The organism is Gluconobacter roseus (assembly GCF_046058915.1).
GTDB classification, from domain to species: Bacteria; Pseudomonadota; Alphaproteobacteria; order Acetobacterales; family Acetobacteraceae; genus Gluconobacter; species Gluconobacter roseus_A.
Window position 1 is genome coordinate 436,691 of record NZ_CP175538.1, and the last position, 16,906, is coordinate 453,596.

Sequence of the window (16,906 nt, forward strand, 5' to 3'; positions counted from 1 at the left end):
GCAAGCATATGAGGACATGCTGAGGGAACGTCAGAATTACGAAAGCGTTACTGTCGCAGAAGGCTTTTTCATCCTCCTGTCAGAAGCATATCCGCACATGAAGTATCCCCTCCTGAAAACCACACTCTATGGCGCGGTTGCCTCATCCGGTGCGGCCATGTTGCTCAGTCGGTTGCAGACAGGCTCATTCGGTCCGGGCGTCAACTGCACGTCCCACTGGCTTCATGGGGATAAGGCGGCAACCGTCAGAACTCTGGACGGGCGCCACTCCGGGGTTGGAATTGCCACGAACGCGGCAGCCACCCTGTTCTGGGCCTGGCTTTATGGCAGGGCACTTGGAAGATCGCCGGGCCTTCTGCGTGCGGTCCTTGTGACACTTGCCTTGGGGCCAGTGTCCTGTCTGGTGGATTACAAGGCCACACCAAAGCGTTTCACTCCGGGTTGGGAACTCGTTTTCTCAAAGAAGAGCATGGCGCTGATTTACTTCGCCATGGTCCTTGGAATGATGTTTGGAGCATTACCCCTGCAATCCGGGAGTTGAGAGACGCAGGCGTGACCGTGCGTATTCACGACGGAATGGAGGCAGACGCCGCCCGCACGCCACTTGAAGGCGGCCTGCTCGGCTGGGCAGCCATCGCCATGCTGGGTGTCTGCCTGATTGCTCTGCGTATTCTTCCGAAAACTCTTACCCCGTATGTGCGACGCTTCGTACAGATATGGACTGGCGCCCTGTTCTGTTTTTTCGCGGGCGTGCATCGTGGTGCGAGCTTTTACAACCCAAAGGGACCACAACTCTCTGATCCCGTCATTTTCCTGGCAATGCATTTCTTCGGACTTGGTGTGGCGATATCTCCCCCGCGGCTGTCCGGACAACTGGCTATGGCAGGAACGCTCGCGACCCTGGCAGGTGATGTCCACCTTGCCCGGCAAAACCGTCTTCCCCGCTTCTTCATACGCCTTCGCCCGCCCCAGCTTCTGATCGCTTTTGTTCTGATTGCGCTTTTCGCACGTACTGCCGAAAAGGAGGACTGATCCCATGACCGAAGACTTCAGAAAAGGCGATGCCGTCAGCTGGAAAAGTCACGCTGGCGAGGCTCACGGACATGTCGTCAAGAAAATCACAAAGCCTGTGACCATCAAGGGTAACAAGATGGCAGCCTCGAAAGACAATCCCGAATTTCTGGTCGAGACCGACAGTGGCAAACGCGCCGTGCACAAACCCTCGGCGCTCAAGAAACAGTCGTGACCGGAAACGCAGATCAAAGCAGATTTCCTGATGATTCCATTCAGCTTGGAGCGTGAAGAGAAAGCGATCGGTCGCGACGCGGCAGATCAGACGTCTCTTCATTTCACGACGCCGCGCATCTATCGGCGCTGCTTCAGCGGCTGGATGCCTCGGTCGATCTTTACAAGGCAACTGGAGGGGGATTTCATACGCCCATGGCCAGCATTGCCCTCTCCCCATGAAGAAGATCCTGCTTTCCCTGACAGCACTCCTGTGCCTTGAAGGATGCGCTGCCCCCATTTCCGTCCGGCAGCTTTCGCTCACTGCGGCCTATCAGGACCGCAACGAAAGCGCATTGGCGGGAGACCGCCTCACCAATCTGACACGCACAGTCCTGCAACGCGGAAACCTGCTTCCATTATGGCAGGCTCACCCGGCCCAGGCGCTTCTCGAACTGCAGAACCGGACCCGTGAACACCTCTATACCAGTATGCTGGAGGATCAGCTCTTCGCGTTGGCAGAACTGAACTACCTCCAGGGACGACGCCATCGGGACCGGGCCGCCTTCATGGCTGCGGCCCTGTATGCCTATGCCTATATCAATCCCGATGGCACGGCGGACGCACGGCCCAGCCCTTATGACATCCATCTGAGACAGGCCTGCGACCTGTATATGTTCGGGCTGACGGAGGCCTTGGGAGCACCGGTTAATCTCGTCTCATAGCAATGGCGCCTGTCCTCCGGTCCGGTCAATATCTCCATCGATCCGGCGCAACTGCGCTGGCATGGTCATGATGTCACCGACATTCGCCCCGTCTCCCGTTTGGCCGTCAGTGGTTTTGAAAACATCTATCGGCAGAAAGGATTGGGCGAACCGGTTGGCGCCCTTCCCCATCTCACCAAGCAGGAAAACCAGTCCTTCCAGATCGCCAATTCCCTGCGTGTGCCGATGAACCTTATGCTGGTCATGAGCGCGCCCCGTCAGCAGATCCTGTCGGACCATATCTCCGCCAGCTTTCAGCTTACGCCCATTGACGAGACCATTGCCGGAGAGCGCGCGCCGCTCCAGTTCGATCAGACAACGGCCCGCGCTGAAAGCCTGAATGATGCGATGGACTGGTCGGTTGAATACCGCGGCTTTCTGGACGGCCGCCTGTTCAATCAGGGGGACCGTCCCCAGCTTCTGACCATCGAGCCCCATCAGTCTGGTCACCGGCCTGTCGTGCTGGTGCATGGCACGGCCTCCAGCGCCGCGCGATGGGCCAATATGGTCAATGACCTGATGGAAGACCCGGTCATCAGAAACCACTACGAGTTCTGGTTTTTTCCTACGCGACCGGCAATCCAATCCCGTATTCCGCAGTGCAACTCCGTCAGGCTCTTGAAAAGGCGGTAGCGCAGCTTGGTGGCGCAAAGGCAGATCCGGCTCTCGGGAAGATCACCCTGATCGGTCACAGTCAGGGAGGCCTTCTGGCCAAGATGCTGGTTGTAAATACAGGAGACAGGCTCTGGAACGGCATGATCTCGGTGCCGCTTGATCGCCTGAAACTGCGTCCGGCCGACGAGACGCTCCTGCGCGATGCTCTCTTCCCTAAACCGCTCCCAGAAGCCCGGAGCGTAGTCTTCATTTCCACGCCCCAGCACGGTAGTTATGTCGCCGGACTGTCCGTCGCCCAGCTCGTGGGGCGGCTCGTCACATTCCCGGTGTCGGTTCAGGAAGTCGTCCGGGCCGTCTTTGCCAGCTCTCCGGAGACCCGCAAGCTCAACATGCGGCCATGGCGCGTTGGCAGTGTCTATGGCATGTCGCCGCGCAGTTCCTTTATCCGCTCCCTCGCTGCCATTCCCGTCGCACCGGGCATCGACAGCCATTCGATCATTCCGGTCCTGGGCGACGGCCCGCTGAAAACGGCTGACGACGGAGTGGTCACGTATGAAAGTGCGCATGTTCCGGACGTGCAGTCCGAACTCGTGGTTCGCCATTCTGGCCACTCGACGCAATCCAATCCGGTTACAACGGCCGAAGTGCGTCGGATCCTGATCGAACAGCTTGAAGCGGACGGAACCGTTCCACCAGACACGGATACGGGCGGAAAAGGAACGGTCACGTCTCTGGGAGGCAGTTACACGCCATTGCCGCAGGGTAAACCTCAATGAGCGTGAAGGGGCCTTTCCGCTGGAAACACGCGGGAAAGACTACGGGGCTCATCACACTCATCGTCTTTGTGCTCTTTGGAACTGCTGCGCTCTATTACTCTACAATTGAGCCTGACGCGCTACGCCTTGCCCTGACACTGCTTTTTCCACTGCTCGTGGTTTGTGCTTATCGGCTGCCCAATCCACTGGTTCGCCGAACCGGTGTCGGCGTGCTCTGTGCCGGGCTCAGCCTCTGGTACGTCACCGATCCGCCACGTAATGATCGGGAATGGCAGGGCGAGTATGCAATTCCTGCCGATGTCGTGATGGACGGCAGCCTTGCCCATATCCACCACGTCCGGAACTTCATCTACCGGACGACGCAGGACTACACACCCCGTTACTACGATGCGATCTACAATCTGGATGACCTTTCATCCGTGGATCTCGTCACGTCCTATTGGGCGGGAAATGCCATCGCGCACGTCTTCCTAAGCTTCGGCTTCCGTGACGGACGGCATGTCGCCATTTCCATCGAAACACGGCGCCAGAAGAAATTTCAGTATTCGACCATCGCCGGCTTTTTCCATCATTACGAGACGTTTTATGTGACAGCGGATGAGCGCGATCTGATCGGTGTACGGACCGATGTGCGTCATGAGCGCGTCTATCTCTATCGCCTCAATCTTTCGGCGCCGGCGCGCAGACGGCTTTTCGAAAGCTATCTGCGTGAGATCCATACGCTGGTCCATCATCCGGCCTGGTACAACACCCTGACAGACAACTGCACCACAGGCATCCTGACCCGTGCGCAGGCCAGACTGCGATATAGGCTGGACTGGCGGGTTCTGCTTAGCGGATACACAGCGTCTCTGGCCTATGATCTGGGTCTTCTGGATACGCAGTTGCCTTTCCCGGAACTCAAAAAACAAAGCCGCATTCATCGCCCGCCCCATGCATCGCTGGACGCTAATTATTCCAGCGAAATCCGCCGCAGTCTGCCACGAGATGGCGGTTCCATGGATTGAGTTTTTCAACGGTGGATGATGTTTCAAAGTGCCATATGATTACAGGTTCGGGATGCCAGACTTCCGTTTCCCATCCAGCCCGCGATGCCTGCGAGCAGATGCTGCATGTTCTGATTGGTTTCTTCAAACCCGCTCCCGGGCTGCAATGTCGCCGAATTAAGATAGAGGGACCGGCAAATCTCAACCTGCAATGCGTGCATATTTTGCTCAGGGCGCCCGTAATACTGCGTGATATAGCCTCCTGAATAAGGGGTATTGCGCCGGACGGAATATCCCCTGTCTTCAAGCAGGACTTCGACAAGCTCCGTAATGTCCGGATTGCAACTTTTGCCGTGCACGTCCCCAAGAACGATATCGCACGGGCGCGCATAGGTCAGTCTGGGCATCGAATGGGTCTCGAGCAGAACCGCATACCCAAAGCGTGCACGCATCTCACTCAAAAGAGCAGCCAGCGCCTCGTGATACGGAAGCCAGGCAGCCGCAAGCCGCGCCCTTATTTCCGATGGATGAAGAGACTGTCCGTAGATCTGCCGTCCGTGTGAGACATAACGAGGGATAACACCAAAGCCTGCCTTCACCTTGGCCGTGAGAAGAACTTCATCCTCAGGAGGCTTCGGATCAAACATTCCTGCGTCCACTTCTCGCCAGTCCCGATTGACGTCGCACCAGACCCGGGGAAACTCCGCACAGATCAGCGTAGCACCGAAATCCGGCGCGGTTTCAAACAGCCGATCTACGAAGCGGTCTTCGCTCTGCTGGAGTTCCTGAAAGGAGAGCGACGCGCTCCCGAGAAAATCTGACGGATAGTTCCGCCCGGAATGTGGAGACGAAACAAGCAGAGGGATCGCGGTATTCCGCGGTCTTTCCACTCTAAAAGACGTCAGAGGCACAGGAGGTCGCATATTTTTTTCATATTTCGCTCCGGAGGGGGTTGCAAGGTTTTGCGGAGACAGCTAGAAACCGCCTCACCGGACCGGGGGCGCATAGCTCAGCGGTAGAGCACTACCTTGACATGGTAGGGGTCACAGGTTCAATCCCTGTTGCGCCCACCACTCGGTCCGGTAAGAAACCCCCTGAAAATTAAACCTGTTTTCTTTGCGTATTCAGTCGATACTATAGAACATTTTGAACTGAGCTGCGCCGCTTGTTATTAAATGAAATCGGGTTTTACCGCTAAAACCCGTTTGCCACATCTTCTAAGAAATAAAATTCTACTTGTCATAGAGCAGGTCTTATCGGTGGCTACATAGCCACTTTAAATAGATCAGAATGGCTTTTTGCACCTCCCTGTCAAAAGAACCCAGTAGGAACAGTCTGTGCCTTGGAGTGGGCGGAATGTGCTGGCGTCAGTTCCTGTTCGAGATGAGTTTCGAGTTCTTCCAGAGTCATGCCTTTCGTTTCAGGCAGGCACTTCATGACGAACAGAAGAGAACAGAGATTGATTAATGCGAAAACATAGAAGGTCCACGATCCTGCCCAGTGAAGCATGATTGGAAATACGAAGGCCACAGTTGCATTGAACATCCACTGGGCAGCTACGGAGAGCCCGGTCAGAACACCACGAGCGCGTAGCGGGAACAGTTCTGACATCAGCAGCCAGTACAATGGTGAAACCATCATCTGGATGAAGAGAAGCGCGAACAGGATGCAGGCCAGCGCTACTGCGCTTTCAACCGTTGCACCATGCAATAGAAGCAGAGTGCTGCCCAGTCCGAAATGCGCCACGATCACCGCGCAGAGCCCAAGCGTCATCATGATGCGACGGGGATAACGACTAATCATCCAGATCCCCAGTAATGTGGCACCAACGGCGACAATGCCATTTCCAATAGTCGCTACCAGCGCAGCCTCGGTACCCAGACCGGTCTGATGCAGGATGATCGGTGTGAAATACATGAAGGCATTCACGCCCGTAAACTGCGCGGCAAATCCTAGCCCGATACCGATCAGGAGCAACCTTCTGATCCAGGTCTTCCCAAGAGCTTCCCGCCAGCCCATCTGGTCGGAGGATTTGTCCTCCTGAGCGGAAATCTCGGACATTTCCTTACGCACCTGCCGAGGCGTGGATCTGATGAGTTGCAAAACCGCTTCGGCTTCATCCATGCGGCCCCGGCTTGCGAGCCAGCGCGGAGAACGTGGGACAAAAAACAGCCCTACCCCCAGAAGAACTGCCGGAACCGCTGCAATCACAAGCATGGTCCGCCAGATTGTGGGAGATTCCGAAACCTTGGCCAGTATGGCGTTGAGGATATAGGCGATCAGCTGGCCGGTAACGATCATCATCTCGTTCTGGCTGACGAGACGCTCGCGGCGGCTGGAATGTGCCATTTCGGAGATGAACATGGGAACCAGGGCAGAAGCTCCGCCTACTGCAAAACCCAGGATCGCGCGCATGGCCACCATGATCGCCACTGACGGCGACAAGGCCGTCCCGACTGCTCCGATCACGAACACGACAGACAGGACAATCAGACTGTCCCTTCTGCCGTAACGGTCCGCTACATGGCCACAGACGAGAGACCCAACTGCCGCACCAACGATAAGAGCAGATGTGACAAGCCCTTCCGTGAAAGGCGTCAGACCCAGGCCGCCCTGTGCTGGTGGCCGCAACATGAACGGTAAAGCTCCAGAGATAACACCGGTATCGTAACCAAAGGCGAGTGCGCCCATGGTGACGACCATCACGATATTCGTCACGAACTTCTGTTCGGGAGTAAGTTTTGCCATTCGTGACCCGACAGCTTGCGCGTCGTCCTCCTTCATGCAGTCATGAACAATACTGAATGCTGGGTGCCCCTGTTGGAGAACCCGCAGAACAACAGAACGTCTTTCAGAAGGAAAGTTTTCCCATTAAAAGAAAAACATCCCAAAAAGGATGCTTTTTGTTGTTAGTAACAATGATCTGGGATGATGAATTTCATGTGAATGCCATCTCCGCCGAGATAGACAGAGTTCTCGACAATAATATGGTTATCTGCACTTACAATTCAGACCAACCATAATTTTAGTCTTGTTCCTGAAAATCGCGCATGGTCGGGACGGTTTCTGTCCCGACCCGATACTGTTAATGAATGAAAATTGACGCAATCAGGCCAAAAACAAGGCCGCAGACTGCAATCAGTGTTTCGAGTACGGACCATGTTTTGAGCGTCTGAGGAACTGTCAGCCCGAGATATTCCTTCAACTGCCAGAACCCTGCGTCATTCATCGGCCCAAAGGCAACCGATCCTGCCCCTGTGACGAGAACCATCAGTTCCGGCGAGACACCCGTTGAACGCGCAAGAATGGGGGCGACGATCCCGGAGACCGTGGCCATGGCAACCGTGGACGAACCGCAGGCCACCCGGACAATGGCAGCCAGCATCCAGGCCAGAACAAGCAGCGGCACATGGGCCCCAAGGGCGGCATCCGTAATGGATTTGGAAACACCACTATCCACCAGAACGCGGCCAAAGCCACCGCCGGCCCCCACGAGAAGCATGATCAGGGCCGTCGGACCAAGACATTCATTTGTAAATCGCAGGATGGTCTCCCGTGAAAATCCCCGGGCCTGCCCCAGCGCATAAAATGACAGCACCGTCGCCAGCAAAAGGGCAATATCCGTATTGCCGACAAAGCGCAGAACGGCGCCCAGGGTCGTGTCAGGCGCAATGATGCCCTGAGACATGGACCCTGCGAGCATCAGGAAAACGGGCGACAGGATGGTGAAAACCGTAATTCCGAAACCGGGCAGACTGGCAGGAGGCTCGCTGTTCACGAACTGCTGGGCCAGAGGATTGACGCCAATCGGCACAACCCTCGCCGCCGCAAAGCGCCCGAAAAGCGGCCCTGCAATCACGGCAATCGGCGTTCCGATCAATACCCCCAGCAGAATTGTCAGTCCGATATTGGCGTGATAGGCGCTTAGAGCCAGAAGCGCCGCCGGATGGGGGGAATGAGTGCATGGGTGATGGACAGCGCCGCACCCATCGGAAGGGCAACCCGCAGCAGAGGCGTGTCGGTCCGGTCCGCCAGAACGAAAGCCAGCGGGATCAGCAGGACAAATCCGACCTCGAAAAAGACCGGAAGGCCAACCAACAGCCCGATCAGCATCATGGCCCAGTCGACGTGACGACGTCCCGAAATATTCGAGATCGTCAGGGCGATGCGATCAGCCCCACCAGATTCGGCGAGCATCTTCCCCAGCATGGTGCCGAGCGCAATGACCGTTCCGACATGCCCCAGGACGTGCCCTGCCCCTGCCTCGAATGACCCCACCACCTTGTCCGCAGGCATTCCGGCGACCAGCGCCAGAAGGATGGAGACGGAAAAAAGGACGATGAACGGATTGATCCGAAAACGGGCAATGAGGATGATAACAGCCGCAATCGCAGCGGTTGCGAGCGAGATGGCAAAGATGGAGCTCATCCGATGATAACTTTCCTGTGACACGTCCGACAGGATCACCGTTATTTAACGAAAACCCTTCTGTCCCCCAACACGGCAGACAATGCCCGTAACACAAATTTCGTGACAGGACACAGTCACTAAGCCCGAAACATTAAAGTGATATACTGATGCCGCCATCGACCATCAGCATATGACCGTTAACGAAACTCGAAGCCGGGGATGACAGAAACACGGCAGCACCCACCAGTTCCTCCACCTGTCCCCATCGTCCGGCGGGCGTACGCTTGTTCAGCCATGCGGTAAACTCTTCGTCCGATACGAGTTTTTCGTTCATTTCCGTTGCAAAATACCCGGGAGCGAGGCCGTTGATCTGAAGACCGTGCCTGGCCCAGTCCGTCGCCATGCCTTTCGTCAGATTCTTAACCGCTCCTTTGGTCGCCGTGTATGGCGCAATTCCGGGACGTGCGAGTTCACTCTGCACCGAACAGATATTGACGATCTTGCCCTGCCCACGCGGGATCATGTGGCGCGCCACAGCCTGCCCGACAAAGAAAACCGCGTTGAGATTGGTTGAAATGAGATCATCCCAGTCCTTGCGCTGAAACTGCTCCAATGGCGCACGACGCTGTATGCCGGCATTGTTGATCAGAATGTCAATCGGCCCCTGCTCACGCTCGATCGTCTCGATCCCGCCAATGACCGCATCCTGATCCGTAACATCAAAGACCGCAGTACCGGCTTTCAGTCCATCAGCATCAAACTGCTGCTTCGCCGCATCGAGAGCATCAGCATTGCGGCCATTCAGGACGACCTCCGCACCATAACGTGCCAGTCCTTTCGCCAGAACCAGACCAATCCCGCGGGATGCTCCTGTCACAAGAGCGCGGCGGCCGGAGAGCGAAAAAAGGTCAGAATGGGTCATGTCTGTCTTCCTTGAGCAATCACTGGTCTTCCATTCGTAACAGTCAGATCGCGTCATGGATCCACAACTCCGCGTGCCTGCAACACATCATGGTGTGGACCTCAACTTTCATAAGGAAATTTTCTTATACCTGTCTGGACACCCTTGGTGTTATATGTAACAGAACAATTGATAGTTTATATCGTTCGAATGTGATTTTTTGAGTCCATTCGAACAGTCTATGGTCTTCCGGGTATGGCACTCTCCCATGCCTGTTCTGTGTCTATTGCGATCTGGATGTGGCTTTATGGATCTTGTTCTGGGAATTGATGTTGGAACAGGGAGCGCCCGCGCTGGCCTTTTCACCCTGGACGGACAGAAGAAGGCCTCCTTTGTCCAGAAGATCCAGACATGGACACCACGCGCTGACTATGCCCAGCAGTCTTCGGAAAACATTTGGTCTGCGGTCTGCACGGCCACGCGCAGCGCTCTGGCCGCATTGAAGGAACCTAGTCAGATCATTGGCATCGGTTTCGATGCAACCTGCTCTCTCGTCGTGCTCGACAAGAACGGACAGGGACTTTCGGTCGATCCGGACGGCGCTGCGGGACAGGATGTCATTCTCTGGGCCGACCATCGCGCGATTGAAGAAGCACGCGAAATCAACCGCGGCGGTCATGATGTCCTGCGTTATGTAGGCGGCACGATTTCTCCGGAAATGGAAACGCCGAAGCTCCTCTGGCTCAAGCGTCACCTTCCGCAGATCTATGAACAGGCAGGTCACTTCTTTGACCTTCCCGATTTCCTGACCTGGCGCGCTACCGGTTCCCTGTCCCGTTCAGCCTGTTCGACAGCCTGCAAATGGACCTACCTTGCGCACGAAAACCGCTGGGATGAGGAATATTTCCAGTCTGTTGGACTGGGAGACCTTACAGACGGCAATTTTGCGCGCATCGGGAATGACATTCGTCCTCTCGGCGGTATTCTGGACGTGGGCTTGAGCGATAAAGCCGCTTCGGAAATGGGATTGCAGCCCGGCATCCCTGTTGGCGTTTCCGCTATCGATGCCCATGCCGGGGGACTTGGGCTTCTCGGGCTTGATACCGAAAGCTCTCTCTCGGACACGCAACTTGAGCGCTCAATCGCACTGATCTGCGGAACGTCGAGCTGTCACATGGCGGCCTCGAAAAATGCGCGTTTCGTGCCCGGCGTCTGGGGGCCGTACTGGGATGCCATGCTTCCGGAGATGTGGCTGAATGAAGCCGGTCAGTCTGCAACAGGCGCCCTGATCGATTTCATCATTTCCAGCCATAGTTTCGGGACCACGGTCAGGCAGGACGCCGAAAAGACGGGCACCAGTGTCTATGCCCTGCTGAACGCCCGGATCGAGGCTCTGGAACGCGGCAAACTGCCCGGCACTATTACGGCCGGGCTGCATGTGCTTCCGGATTTTCACGGAAACCGCTCCCCCCATGCCGATCCGGATCTGACGGGCATGATCAGTGGCCTGACCCTGTCCGATACCCTTGATGATCTTGCACGGCTGTATCTCGCAACGCTGCAGGGCCTTGCCTACGGCACGAAGGATATCATCGAGGCCCTCAATGCGCAGGGCTACCGGATCGACACAATTTTCGCGACCGGCGGCAGTACCAAAAACCCGGTCTTCCTGCGCGAGCATGCCAATGCAACCGGATGCCGCATCCTGTTGCCAGCCGAGCCGGATTCCGTCCTGCTCGGCGCGGCCATCCTCGGCGCGGTCGCAAGCGGGACATACGCCGATCTACGGCAGGCCATGACGCAGATGAGCCACGCGGGAGACGAAATCCTCCCGGATGATCGCGTCGCAGCCTACCACGCCACCAAGCGCAACATCGCCCATGACATGCTCGCCGCCCAGATCACCTGGCGTCAGCAGATGCGCGACGTTCTGGAAAAGGAGGGCACCTGCTGAAGCCAAGCCCCATCCGCTTCTCCTGCCTTCTTCCTGCTGATGTGCCCATCCAGCACCAGCCTTTTCCAGAGGTTCACATTCCATGTCCCGTCTGAAAACAACCCGTACAACCATTTGCACACTCGCACTTCTGCTGACCGGCTCTGCCCTTTCCGGCGCAAACGCGGCCGGCACCCTGACGATCGCGACCGTCAATAACGGCGACATGATCGTCATGCGGCAGCTTTCAAAGGAATTCGAGAAAGCCCATCCGGACATTCATCTGAACTGGGTCACGCTGGAAGAAAACGTCCTGCGCCAGCGCGTGACGACCGATATCGCCATGAAGACCGGTCAGTTCGATGTCGTCACCATCGGCAATTATGAAGTACCGATCTGGGCGAAGCAGGGCTGGCTCACCGAGATCAAGCCCGATGCCGCCTATGACATAAACGACGTCCTGCCTGCCGTGCGTGACAGTCTGACAGTCGATAACAAGCTCTACGCCCTGCCCTTCTACGCCGAAAGCGTGATGACCTATTACCGCAAGGACCTGTTCCAGAAGGCTGGTCTGACCATGCCGGATGCGCCGACTTACGACCAGATCCGTCAGTTCGCCGACAAGATCACGGACAAGGGCAATCAGGTCTACGGCATCTGCCTGCGCGGCAAGCCCGGCTGGGGCGAGAACATGGCGTATGTGTCCTCGCTCGCCAATACGTTTGGCGCGCAGTGGTTCGACATGTCCTGGAAGCCAACCATGACGTCCGATGCATGGAAAGCGACCCTGAACTGGTATGTCTCGGCCCTGAAGGCTGACGGTCCTCCGGGAGCCACCTCCAACGGCTTTAACGAAAACCTGGCTCTGTTCGCCAGCGGCCATTGCGGGATCTGGATTGACTCCACCGTGGCCGGCGGCCTGCTGTTCGATCCAAAACAATCACAGGTTGCGGACAAAGTCGGCTTTGCCCCCGCACCCAAAGGTCCTTATGGCAAAGGCCCGACCTGGCTGTGGGCCTGGAGCCTCGCCGTTCCTGCCAGTTCGCATCAAAATTCGGATGCCCAGACATTCATCACATGGGCAACCTCCAAGGATTACGTCAAGCTGGTCGCCGCACAGAAAGGCTGGGTCGCCGCCCCTCCGGGAACGCGCGCCTCCACCTATGCCGCGCCGGAATACCTTAAGGCAGCCCCTTTCGCCTCCTTCGTCCTGAACGCCATCAAGACGGCTGATCCGAACGGCCCGACCGCGCAGCCCCGTCCTTATACGGGAGCGCAGTTCGTCGGCATTCCGGAGTTCCAGGCCATCGGCACGCAGGTCGGCCAGACAGTCGCCGCCACCCTGTCCGACCAGATGACGGTCGATCAGGCCCTGACATCCGCCCAGTCCTCGATCACCCGCGCGCTCCGTCAGTCCGGCCGTGCACGCTAACGCGACCCGCTCAAGGTAAAATGCCATGCAGGTTGTTCTCGATCACAGCCCGCCCGCAGGGGCGAGCGTCCGGAGCGGGAAAAGGGCAGGCTTCCTGCTCCTTTCCCCGTCCGTCCTGATCCTTCTGGTCTGGTCGATCGTCCCACTCGTCATGACGCTGTGGTACTCGGTGCAGAACTATAACCTCGTTGACCCCACGCTGCATGGCTTCGCGGGGATCGACAATTACTGGTACCTGCTGACCGACCCCGACTTCCTGCATTCCCTGCTCAATACGCTCGTGCTGGTCGCGGGCGTCCTGATCATCAGTGTCGGTGGGGGCACCCTTCTGGCCGTCCTGTATGATCAGGAGTTCTTCGGGCGCGGCATTGCCCGTATTCTGGTTATTTCACCATTTTTCATCATGCCGACGGTCTCCGCCCTGCTGTGGAAGAACCTGATGCTGCACCCGATCTATGGCGTCTATTCCGCCATGATGCGGGCTGTTGGTCTCACGCCGATCGACTGGCTGGCACGCTTTCCACTTATGACCGTCATGATGATCGTTGCGTGGGAATGGCTACCCTTCGCGGTCCTTATTCTACTGACAGCCGTGCAGTCCTTGGATGGTGAGCAGCGCGAGGCGGCCCGTATGGACGGCGCAGGCCCGATTGCCCGTTTCCGCTACATCATTCTGCCGCATCTGGGTCGCGCGATCAGCGTCGTGGTCATGATCGAGACGATTTACCTGCTGACGATCTTCGCCGAAATCTCCGTCACCACGGCCGGTGGTCCCGGCGTGGCCTCCACCAATCTCGCCTATCTGATCTACTCCCGCGCCCTGCTTCAGTTTGACGTGGGCGGCGCATCGGCCGGCGGCGTGATTGCCATCATCATCGCCAATATCGTTGCAATCTTTCTGGTGCGCGCCGTAGCCCGCAATCTGGAGGCCTGACATGGCGCTCAAGACCAAAACCAGCACCCGGATCGGCGTCACCATCCTCGGCTGGGGCATTGCGCTCTGGCTATTCTTCCCGATCTTCTGGATGTTTCTCACAAGCTTCAAGAGCGAAGTCCAGGCGATTTCCACGCCGCCGAAGCTGTTCTTCATGCCTACGCTGAGCAGCTATGCCGAGGTGTTCGAGCGCGCAAGTTACTGGCATTTCACGTTCAACACCGTGATCGTTTCGGTAGGAGCCACAGCCATTGCCATCGCACTGGCCGTCCCGGCGGCTTACTCGATGGCTTTCATGCCCTCGAAACGTACACGCGGAACCCTGCTGTGGATGCTCTCGACCCGCATGCTGCCACCTGTTGGCGTACTGGTTCCGATCTATCTGCTGGCCCGCAATACCCACCTGCTCGATACCTGCACCGGTCTTGCCATCGTGGACATGCTCACGAACCTGCCGATCATCGTTTGGATGCTCTACACGTTCTTCCGCGAAGTCCCGGCCCCGATCCTGGAAGCAGGCCGGATGGACGGCGCCACGCGCTGGCAGGAAATGACGATGGTCCTTCTGCCACTCGCCTTGCCCGGCATCGCATCCACGGCCCTGCTGTCGCTCATCCTGTGCTGGAACGAGGCCTTCTGGTCCCTCAATCTGACCTCCTCGCACGCAGCCCCGCTGACAGCGTTCATCGCTTCCTTCTCCTCTCCGGAAGGGCTGTTCTTCGGCAAGCTCTCCGCAGCCTCGACCCTGGCCGTCGCACCGATCCTCGTTTTCGGCTGGATCAGCCAGAAACAGCTCGTCCGCGGCCTGACCTTCGGAGCCGTCAAATGACGCGGATCCCGGCTCACTCCATCCAACATTTCTGCACGAACGGGGCCTGACCCATGGCGACTGTCGAACTCAAGAACCTCCGCAAAACCTATCTGACGGAGGAAATCATCAAGGGCATTTCCCTCTCGATCGAAGACCGCGAATTCGTGGTTTTCGTCGGCCCGTCAGGCTGCGGAAAATCCACACTCCTGCGCATGATCGCAGGGCTTGAGGACATCACATCCGGCGATCTCCTGATCGACGGGCAGCGCATGAATGATGTCGAACCGGGCAAGCGTGGTCTGGCAATGGTTTTCCAGTCCTATGCGCTCTACCCGCATATGGACGTGTACAAAAACATGGAGTTCGGCCTCAAACTGGCCGGAATGCCGGAAGCCGAGCGCCGCGAAAAGATCGAGCACGTCGCCCATACGCTCCAGTTGGAACCTTATCTGCATCACAAGCCCGGACAGCTCTCCGGCGGCCAGCGCCAGCGTGTGGCCATCGGTCGCGCCATTGTCCGCAACCCCAAGGTGTTCCTGTTCGACGAGCCGCTTTCGAACCTGGACGCCGCCCTGCGTGGCCAGATGCGCGTGGAACTTTCCGCCCTGCATCGCAAGCTCGGCGCCACCACGATTTACGTGACGCATGATCAGGTTGAGGCCATGACCATGGCGGACAAGATCGTCGTCCTGCAGAAAGGCGTGGTCGAACAGATCGGCTCCCCGCTTGAACTATACCATCACCCCCGCAACCTGTTCGTGGCCCGCTTCATCGGCTCTCCGCCCATGAACTTCTTCCCGGCCATCTTTCAGGGTGGCGATGCCACGGGCTCCAGCGTCCAGCTCCGGGACGGCTCGACCCTCTACGTGCCTGTCACGTCCCCGGGCATTCTGCCGGGCACAAAGGTGACGGTCGGCATCCGTCCCGAACATGTCGAACTGGCACCTTCGGGTCCGAACAGCGGCACCGTGGAAGTCATCGAACGCCTTGGCGCCATCACGCTTGTCCATGTCCGCATGTCGGATGGGGAGATTATCGTCGTGCAGACGGACGGCGCGGTTCTGACGGATGTGGATACCCATGTCAGCCTGACCCTCCCCCGCAGAACTGTCACCTTTTCGCCCCTGACGGTCTGGCTTTCGAAGCCTGCCGCCGTCATCCGCTCGCTGCCTGATTTTAGGAACCGCATCTCATGTATATGGAAAAACTCCGCCTCGATAACCGCGTCGCCATCGTCACCGGTGGTGCACAGAATATTGGTCTGGCCTGCGTCACCGCCCTCGCCGAAGCCGGGGCCCGGGTCATCATTGCCGATCTCGATGAAGCCATGTCGGCAAAGGCCGTGGAAGACCTGCGCATGGAAGGACATGACATCAGCAGCGTCGCCATGGACGTCACGAAAACGGATAGTGTGCAGAACGCCATCCGCAGCGTGCATGAGCAGGAAGGCCGTCTGGACATTCTGGTCGCCTGCGCCGGCATCTGCATTTCCGAGGTCAAGGCCGAGGATATGACGGATGGCCAGTGGCTCAAACAGGTCGATATCAACCTCAACGGCATGTTCCGCTCCTGTCAGGCGGCAGGCCGCATCATGCTTGAACAGAAGAAAGGTGTGATTGTCGCGATCGGCTCGATGTCCGGCCTGATCGTCAACCGCCCGCAGCAGCAGGCCGCCTACAACGCATCAAAAGCCGGCGTTCACCAATATATCCGCTCACTGGCCGCCGAATGGGCACCTCATGGCATCCGCGCCAATGCCGTGGCTCCCACCTATATTGAAACGACCCTGACCCGCTTCGGCATGGAAAAGCCCGAACTCTACGATGCCTGGATCGCCGGAACCCCGATGGGCCGCGTGGGCCAGCCCGACGAAGTTGCTTCCGTCGTGCAGTTTCTCGCCTCCGATGCGGCCAGTCTCATGACGGGCGCGATCGTCAACGTGGATGCCGGTTTCACCGTCTGGTGAGCCGCATGATCCGGGCGCTGTCAGAGCGTCCGGACACCTTTGGCAAACTCCGTTACACTCGGTTTCTTAGACGAAATATTTCAGGGTCTCATTTTCGCCGCAGTCTACTTGCAACTCACTCGCAATAGCGATACCTGCCTCTGATCACGCGCCA

General features: G+C 57.6%; 15 protein-coding genes, 1 tRNA gene and 2 pseudogenes. 14 read left to right on the top strand and 4 right to left on the bottom strand.

What is annotated here, in order from left to right:
• Positions 1 to 97: 97 nt before the first annotated feature.
• The 7 genes from ACJ2A4_RS02105 to ACJ2A4_RS02135 all read left to right on the top strand — a co-directional run bounded on the left by ACJ2A4_RS02105 (position 98) and on the right by ACJ2A4_RS02135 (position 4,386).
• Positions 98 to 541 (top strand): hypothetical protein, encoded by a 444-nt coding sequence (locus tag ACJ2A4_RS02105; RefSeq protein ID WP_408873421.1) that lies wholly within the window; start codon positions 98 to 100, stop codon positions 539 to 541.
• A gap of 11 nt (positions 542 to 552) precedes the next feature.
• The gene (locus ACJ2A4_RS02110; RefSeq protein ID WP_408873422.1) at positions 553 to 1,032 is read left to right on the top strand and encodes a hypothetical protein; all 480 of its coding nucleotides are present in this window, start codon (positions 553 to 555) and stop codon (positions 1,030 to 1,032) included.
• A 4-nt stretch (positions 1,033 to 1,036) separates the two neighbouring features.
• Entirely contained in the window at positions 1,037 to 1,246 is a 210-nt protein-coding gene (locus tag ACJ2A4_RS02115) for a DUF2945 domain-containing protein (RefSeq protein WP_408873423.1), read from the top strand.
• Between the two features lie 217 nt (positions 1,247 to 1,463).
• Positions 1,464 to 1,949 (top strand): hypothetical protein, encoded by a 486-nt coding sequence (locus tag ACJ2A4_RS02120; RefSeq protein ID WP_408873424.1) that lies wholly within the window; start codon positions 1,464 to 1,466, stop codon positions 1,947 to 1,949.
• Between the two features lie 141 nt (positions 1,950 to 2,090).
• Complete coding sequence (locus ACJ2A4_RS02125) at positions 2,091 to 2,621, top strand: hypothetical protein (protein WP_408873425.1); 531 nt, start codon at positions 2,091 to 2,093, stop codon at positions 2,619 to 2,621.
• Entirely contained in the window at positions 2,588 to 3,379 is a 792-nt protein-coding gene (locus tag ACJ2A4_RS02130; protein WP_408873426.1) for a hypothetical protein, read from the top strand. Before ACJ2A4_RS02125 ends, ACJ2A4_RS02130 begins: the two co-directional genes overlap by 34 nt.
• A complete protein-coding gene (locus tag ACJ2A4_RS02135; protein WP_408873427.1) occupies positions 3,376 to 4,386 on the top strand; it encodes a DUF4105 domain-containing protein in 1,011 nt (336 codons plus the stop codon). The genes ACJ2A4_RS02130 and ACJ2A4_RS02135 overlap by 4 nt, the downstream gene beginning before the upstream one ends.
• Before the next feature lie 23 nt (positions 4,387 to 4,409).
• Here the strand turns inward: ACJ2A4_RS02135 and ACJ2A4_RS02140 are convergent, their stop codons facing one another.
• Positions 4,410 to 5,288: an N-formylglutamate amidohydrolase gene (locus ACJ2A4_RS02140; protein ID WP_408873428.1), complete on the bottom strand. Its 879-nt coding sequence runs from the start codon at positions 5,286 to 5,288 to the stop codon at positions 4,410 to 4,412.
• Positions 5,289 to 5,363: 75 nt separating this feature from the next.
• Here ACJ2A4_RS02140 and ACJ2A4_RS02145 point away from each other — a divergent pair.
• Positions 5,364 to 5,438 (top strand) — tRNA-Val (locus ACJ2A4_RS02145).
• A 238-nt stretch (positions 5,439 to 5,676) separates the two neighbouring features.
• Here the strand turns inward: ACJ2A4_RS02145 and ACJ2A4_RS02150 are convergent.
• The 3 genes and pseudogenes from ACJ2A4_RS02150 to ACJ2A4_RS02160 all read right to left on the bottom strand — a co-directional run bounded on the left by ACJ2A4_RS02150 (position 5,677) and on the right by ACJ2A4_RS02160 (position 9,697).
• Entirely contained in the window at positions 5,677 to 7,149 is a 1,473-nt protein-coding gene (locus ACJ2A4_RS02150; RefSeq protein ID WP_408873429.1) for a sugar porter family MFS transporter, read from the bottom strand.
• 301 nt (positions 7,150 to 7,450) lie between these two features.
• Positions 7,451 to 8,793: pseudogene (locus ACJ2A4_RS02155) on the bottom strand (gluconate:H+ symporter).
• Between the two features lie 133 nt (positions 8,794 to 8,926).
• On the bottom strand, positions 8,927 to 9,697 hold the full coding sequence (locus ACJ2A4_RS02160; RefSeq protein ID WP_408873430.1) for an SDR family oxidoreductase: 771 nt from the start codon (positions 9,695 to 9,697) through the stop codon (positions 8,927 to 8,929).
• A 286-nt stretch (positions 9,698 to 9,983) separates the two neighbouring features.
• Between ACJ2A4_RS02160 and ACJ2A4_RS02165 the strand changes: the two genes are divergently transcribed.
• The 6 genes and pseudogenes from ACJ2A4_RS02165 (at position 9,984) to ACJ2A4_RS02190 (ending at position 16,752) form a co-directional block, all read left to right on the top strand.
• A complete protein-coding gene (locus ACJ2A4_RS02165) occupies positions 9,984 to 11,630 on the top strand; it encodes an FGGY-family carbohydrate kinase (RefSeq protein WP_408873431.1) in 1,647 nt (548 codons plus the stop codon).
• 82 nt (positions 11,631 to 11,712) lie between these two features.
• Positions 11,713 to 13,041, top strand: coding sequence for an ABC transporter substrate-binding protein (locus tag ACJ2A4_RS02170; RefSeq protein WP_408873432.1), 1,329 nt, complete (start codon positions 11,713 to 11,715; stop codon positions 13,039 to 13,041).
• Between the two features lie 25 nt (positions 13,042 to 13,066).
• Entirely contained in the window at positions 13,067 to 13,975 is a 909-nt protein-coding gene (locus ACJ2A4_RS02175) for a carbohydrate ABC transporter permease (protein WP_408873433.1), read from the top strand.
• A 1-nt stretch (position 13,976) separates the two neighbouring features.
• Positions 13,977 to 14,804 (top strand): carbohydrate ABC transporter permease, encoded by an 828-nt coding sequence (locus ACJ2A4_RS02180; RefSeq protein WP_062508894.1) that lies wholly within the window; start codon positions 13,977 to 13,979, stop codon positions 14,802 to 14,804.
• A 53-nt stretch (positions 14,805 to 14,857) separates the two neighbouring features.
• Positions 14,858 to 15,960, top strand: a pseudogene (locus tag ACJ2A4_RS02185) (ABC transporter ATP-binding protein).
• Between the two features lie 18 nt (positions 15,961 to 15,978).
• A complete protein-coding gene (locus ACJ2A4_RS02190) occupies positions 15,979 to 16,752 on the top strand; it encodes an SDR family NAD(P)-dependent oxidoreductase (RefSeq protein WP_408873434.1) in 774 nt (257 codons plus the stop codon).
• Positions 16,753 to 16,906: the final 154 nt, after the last annotated feature.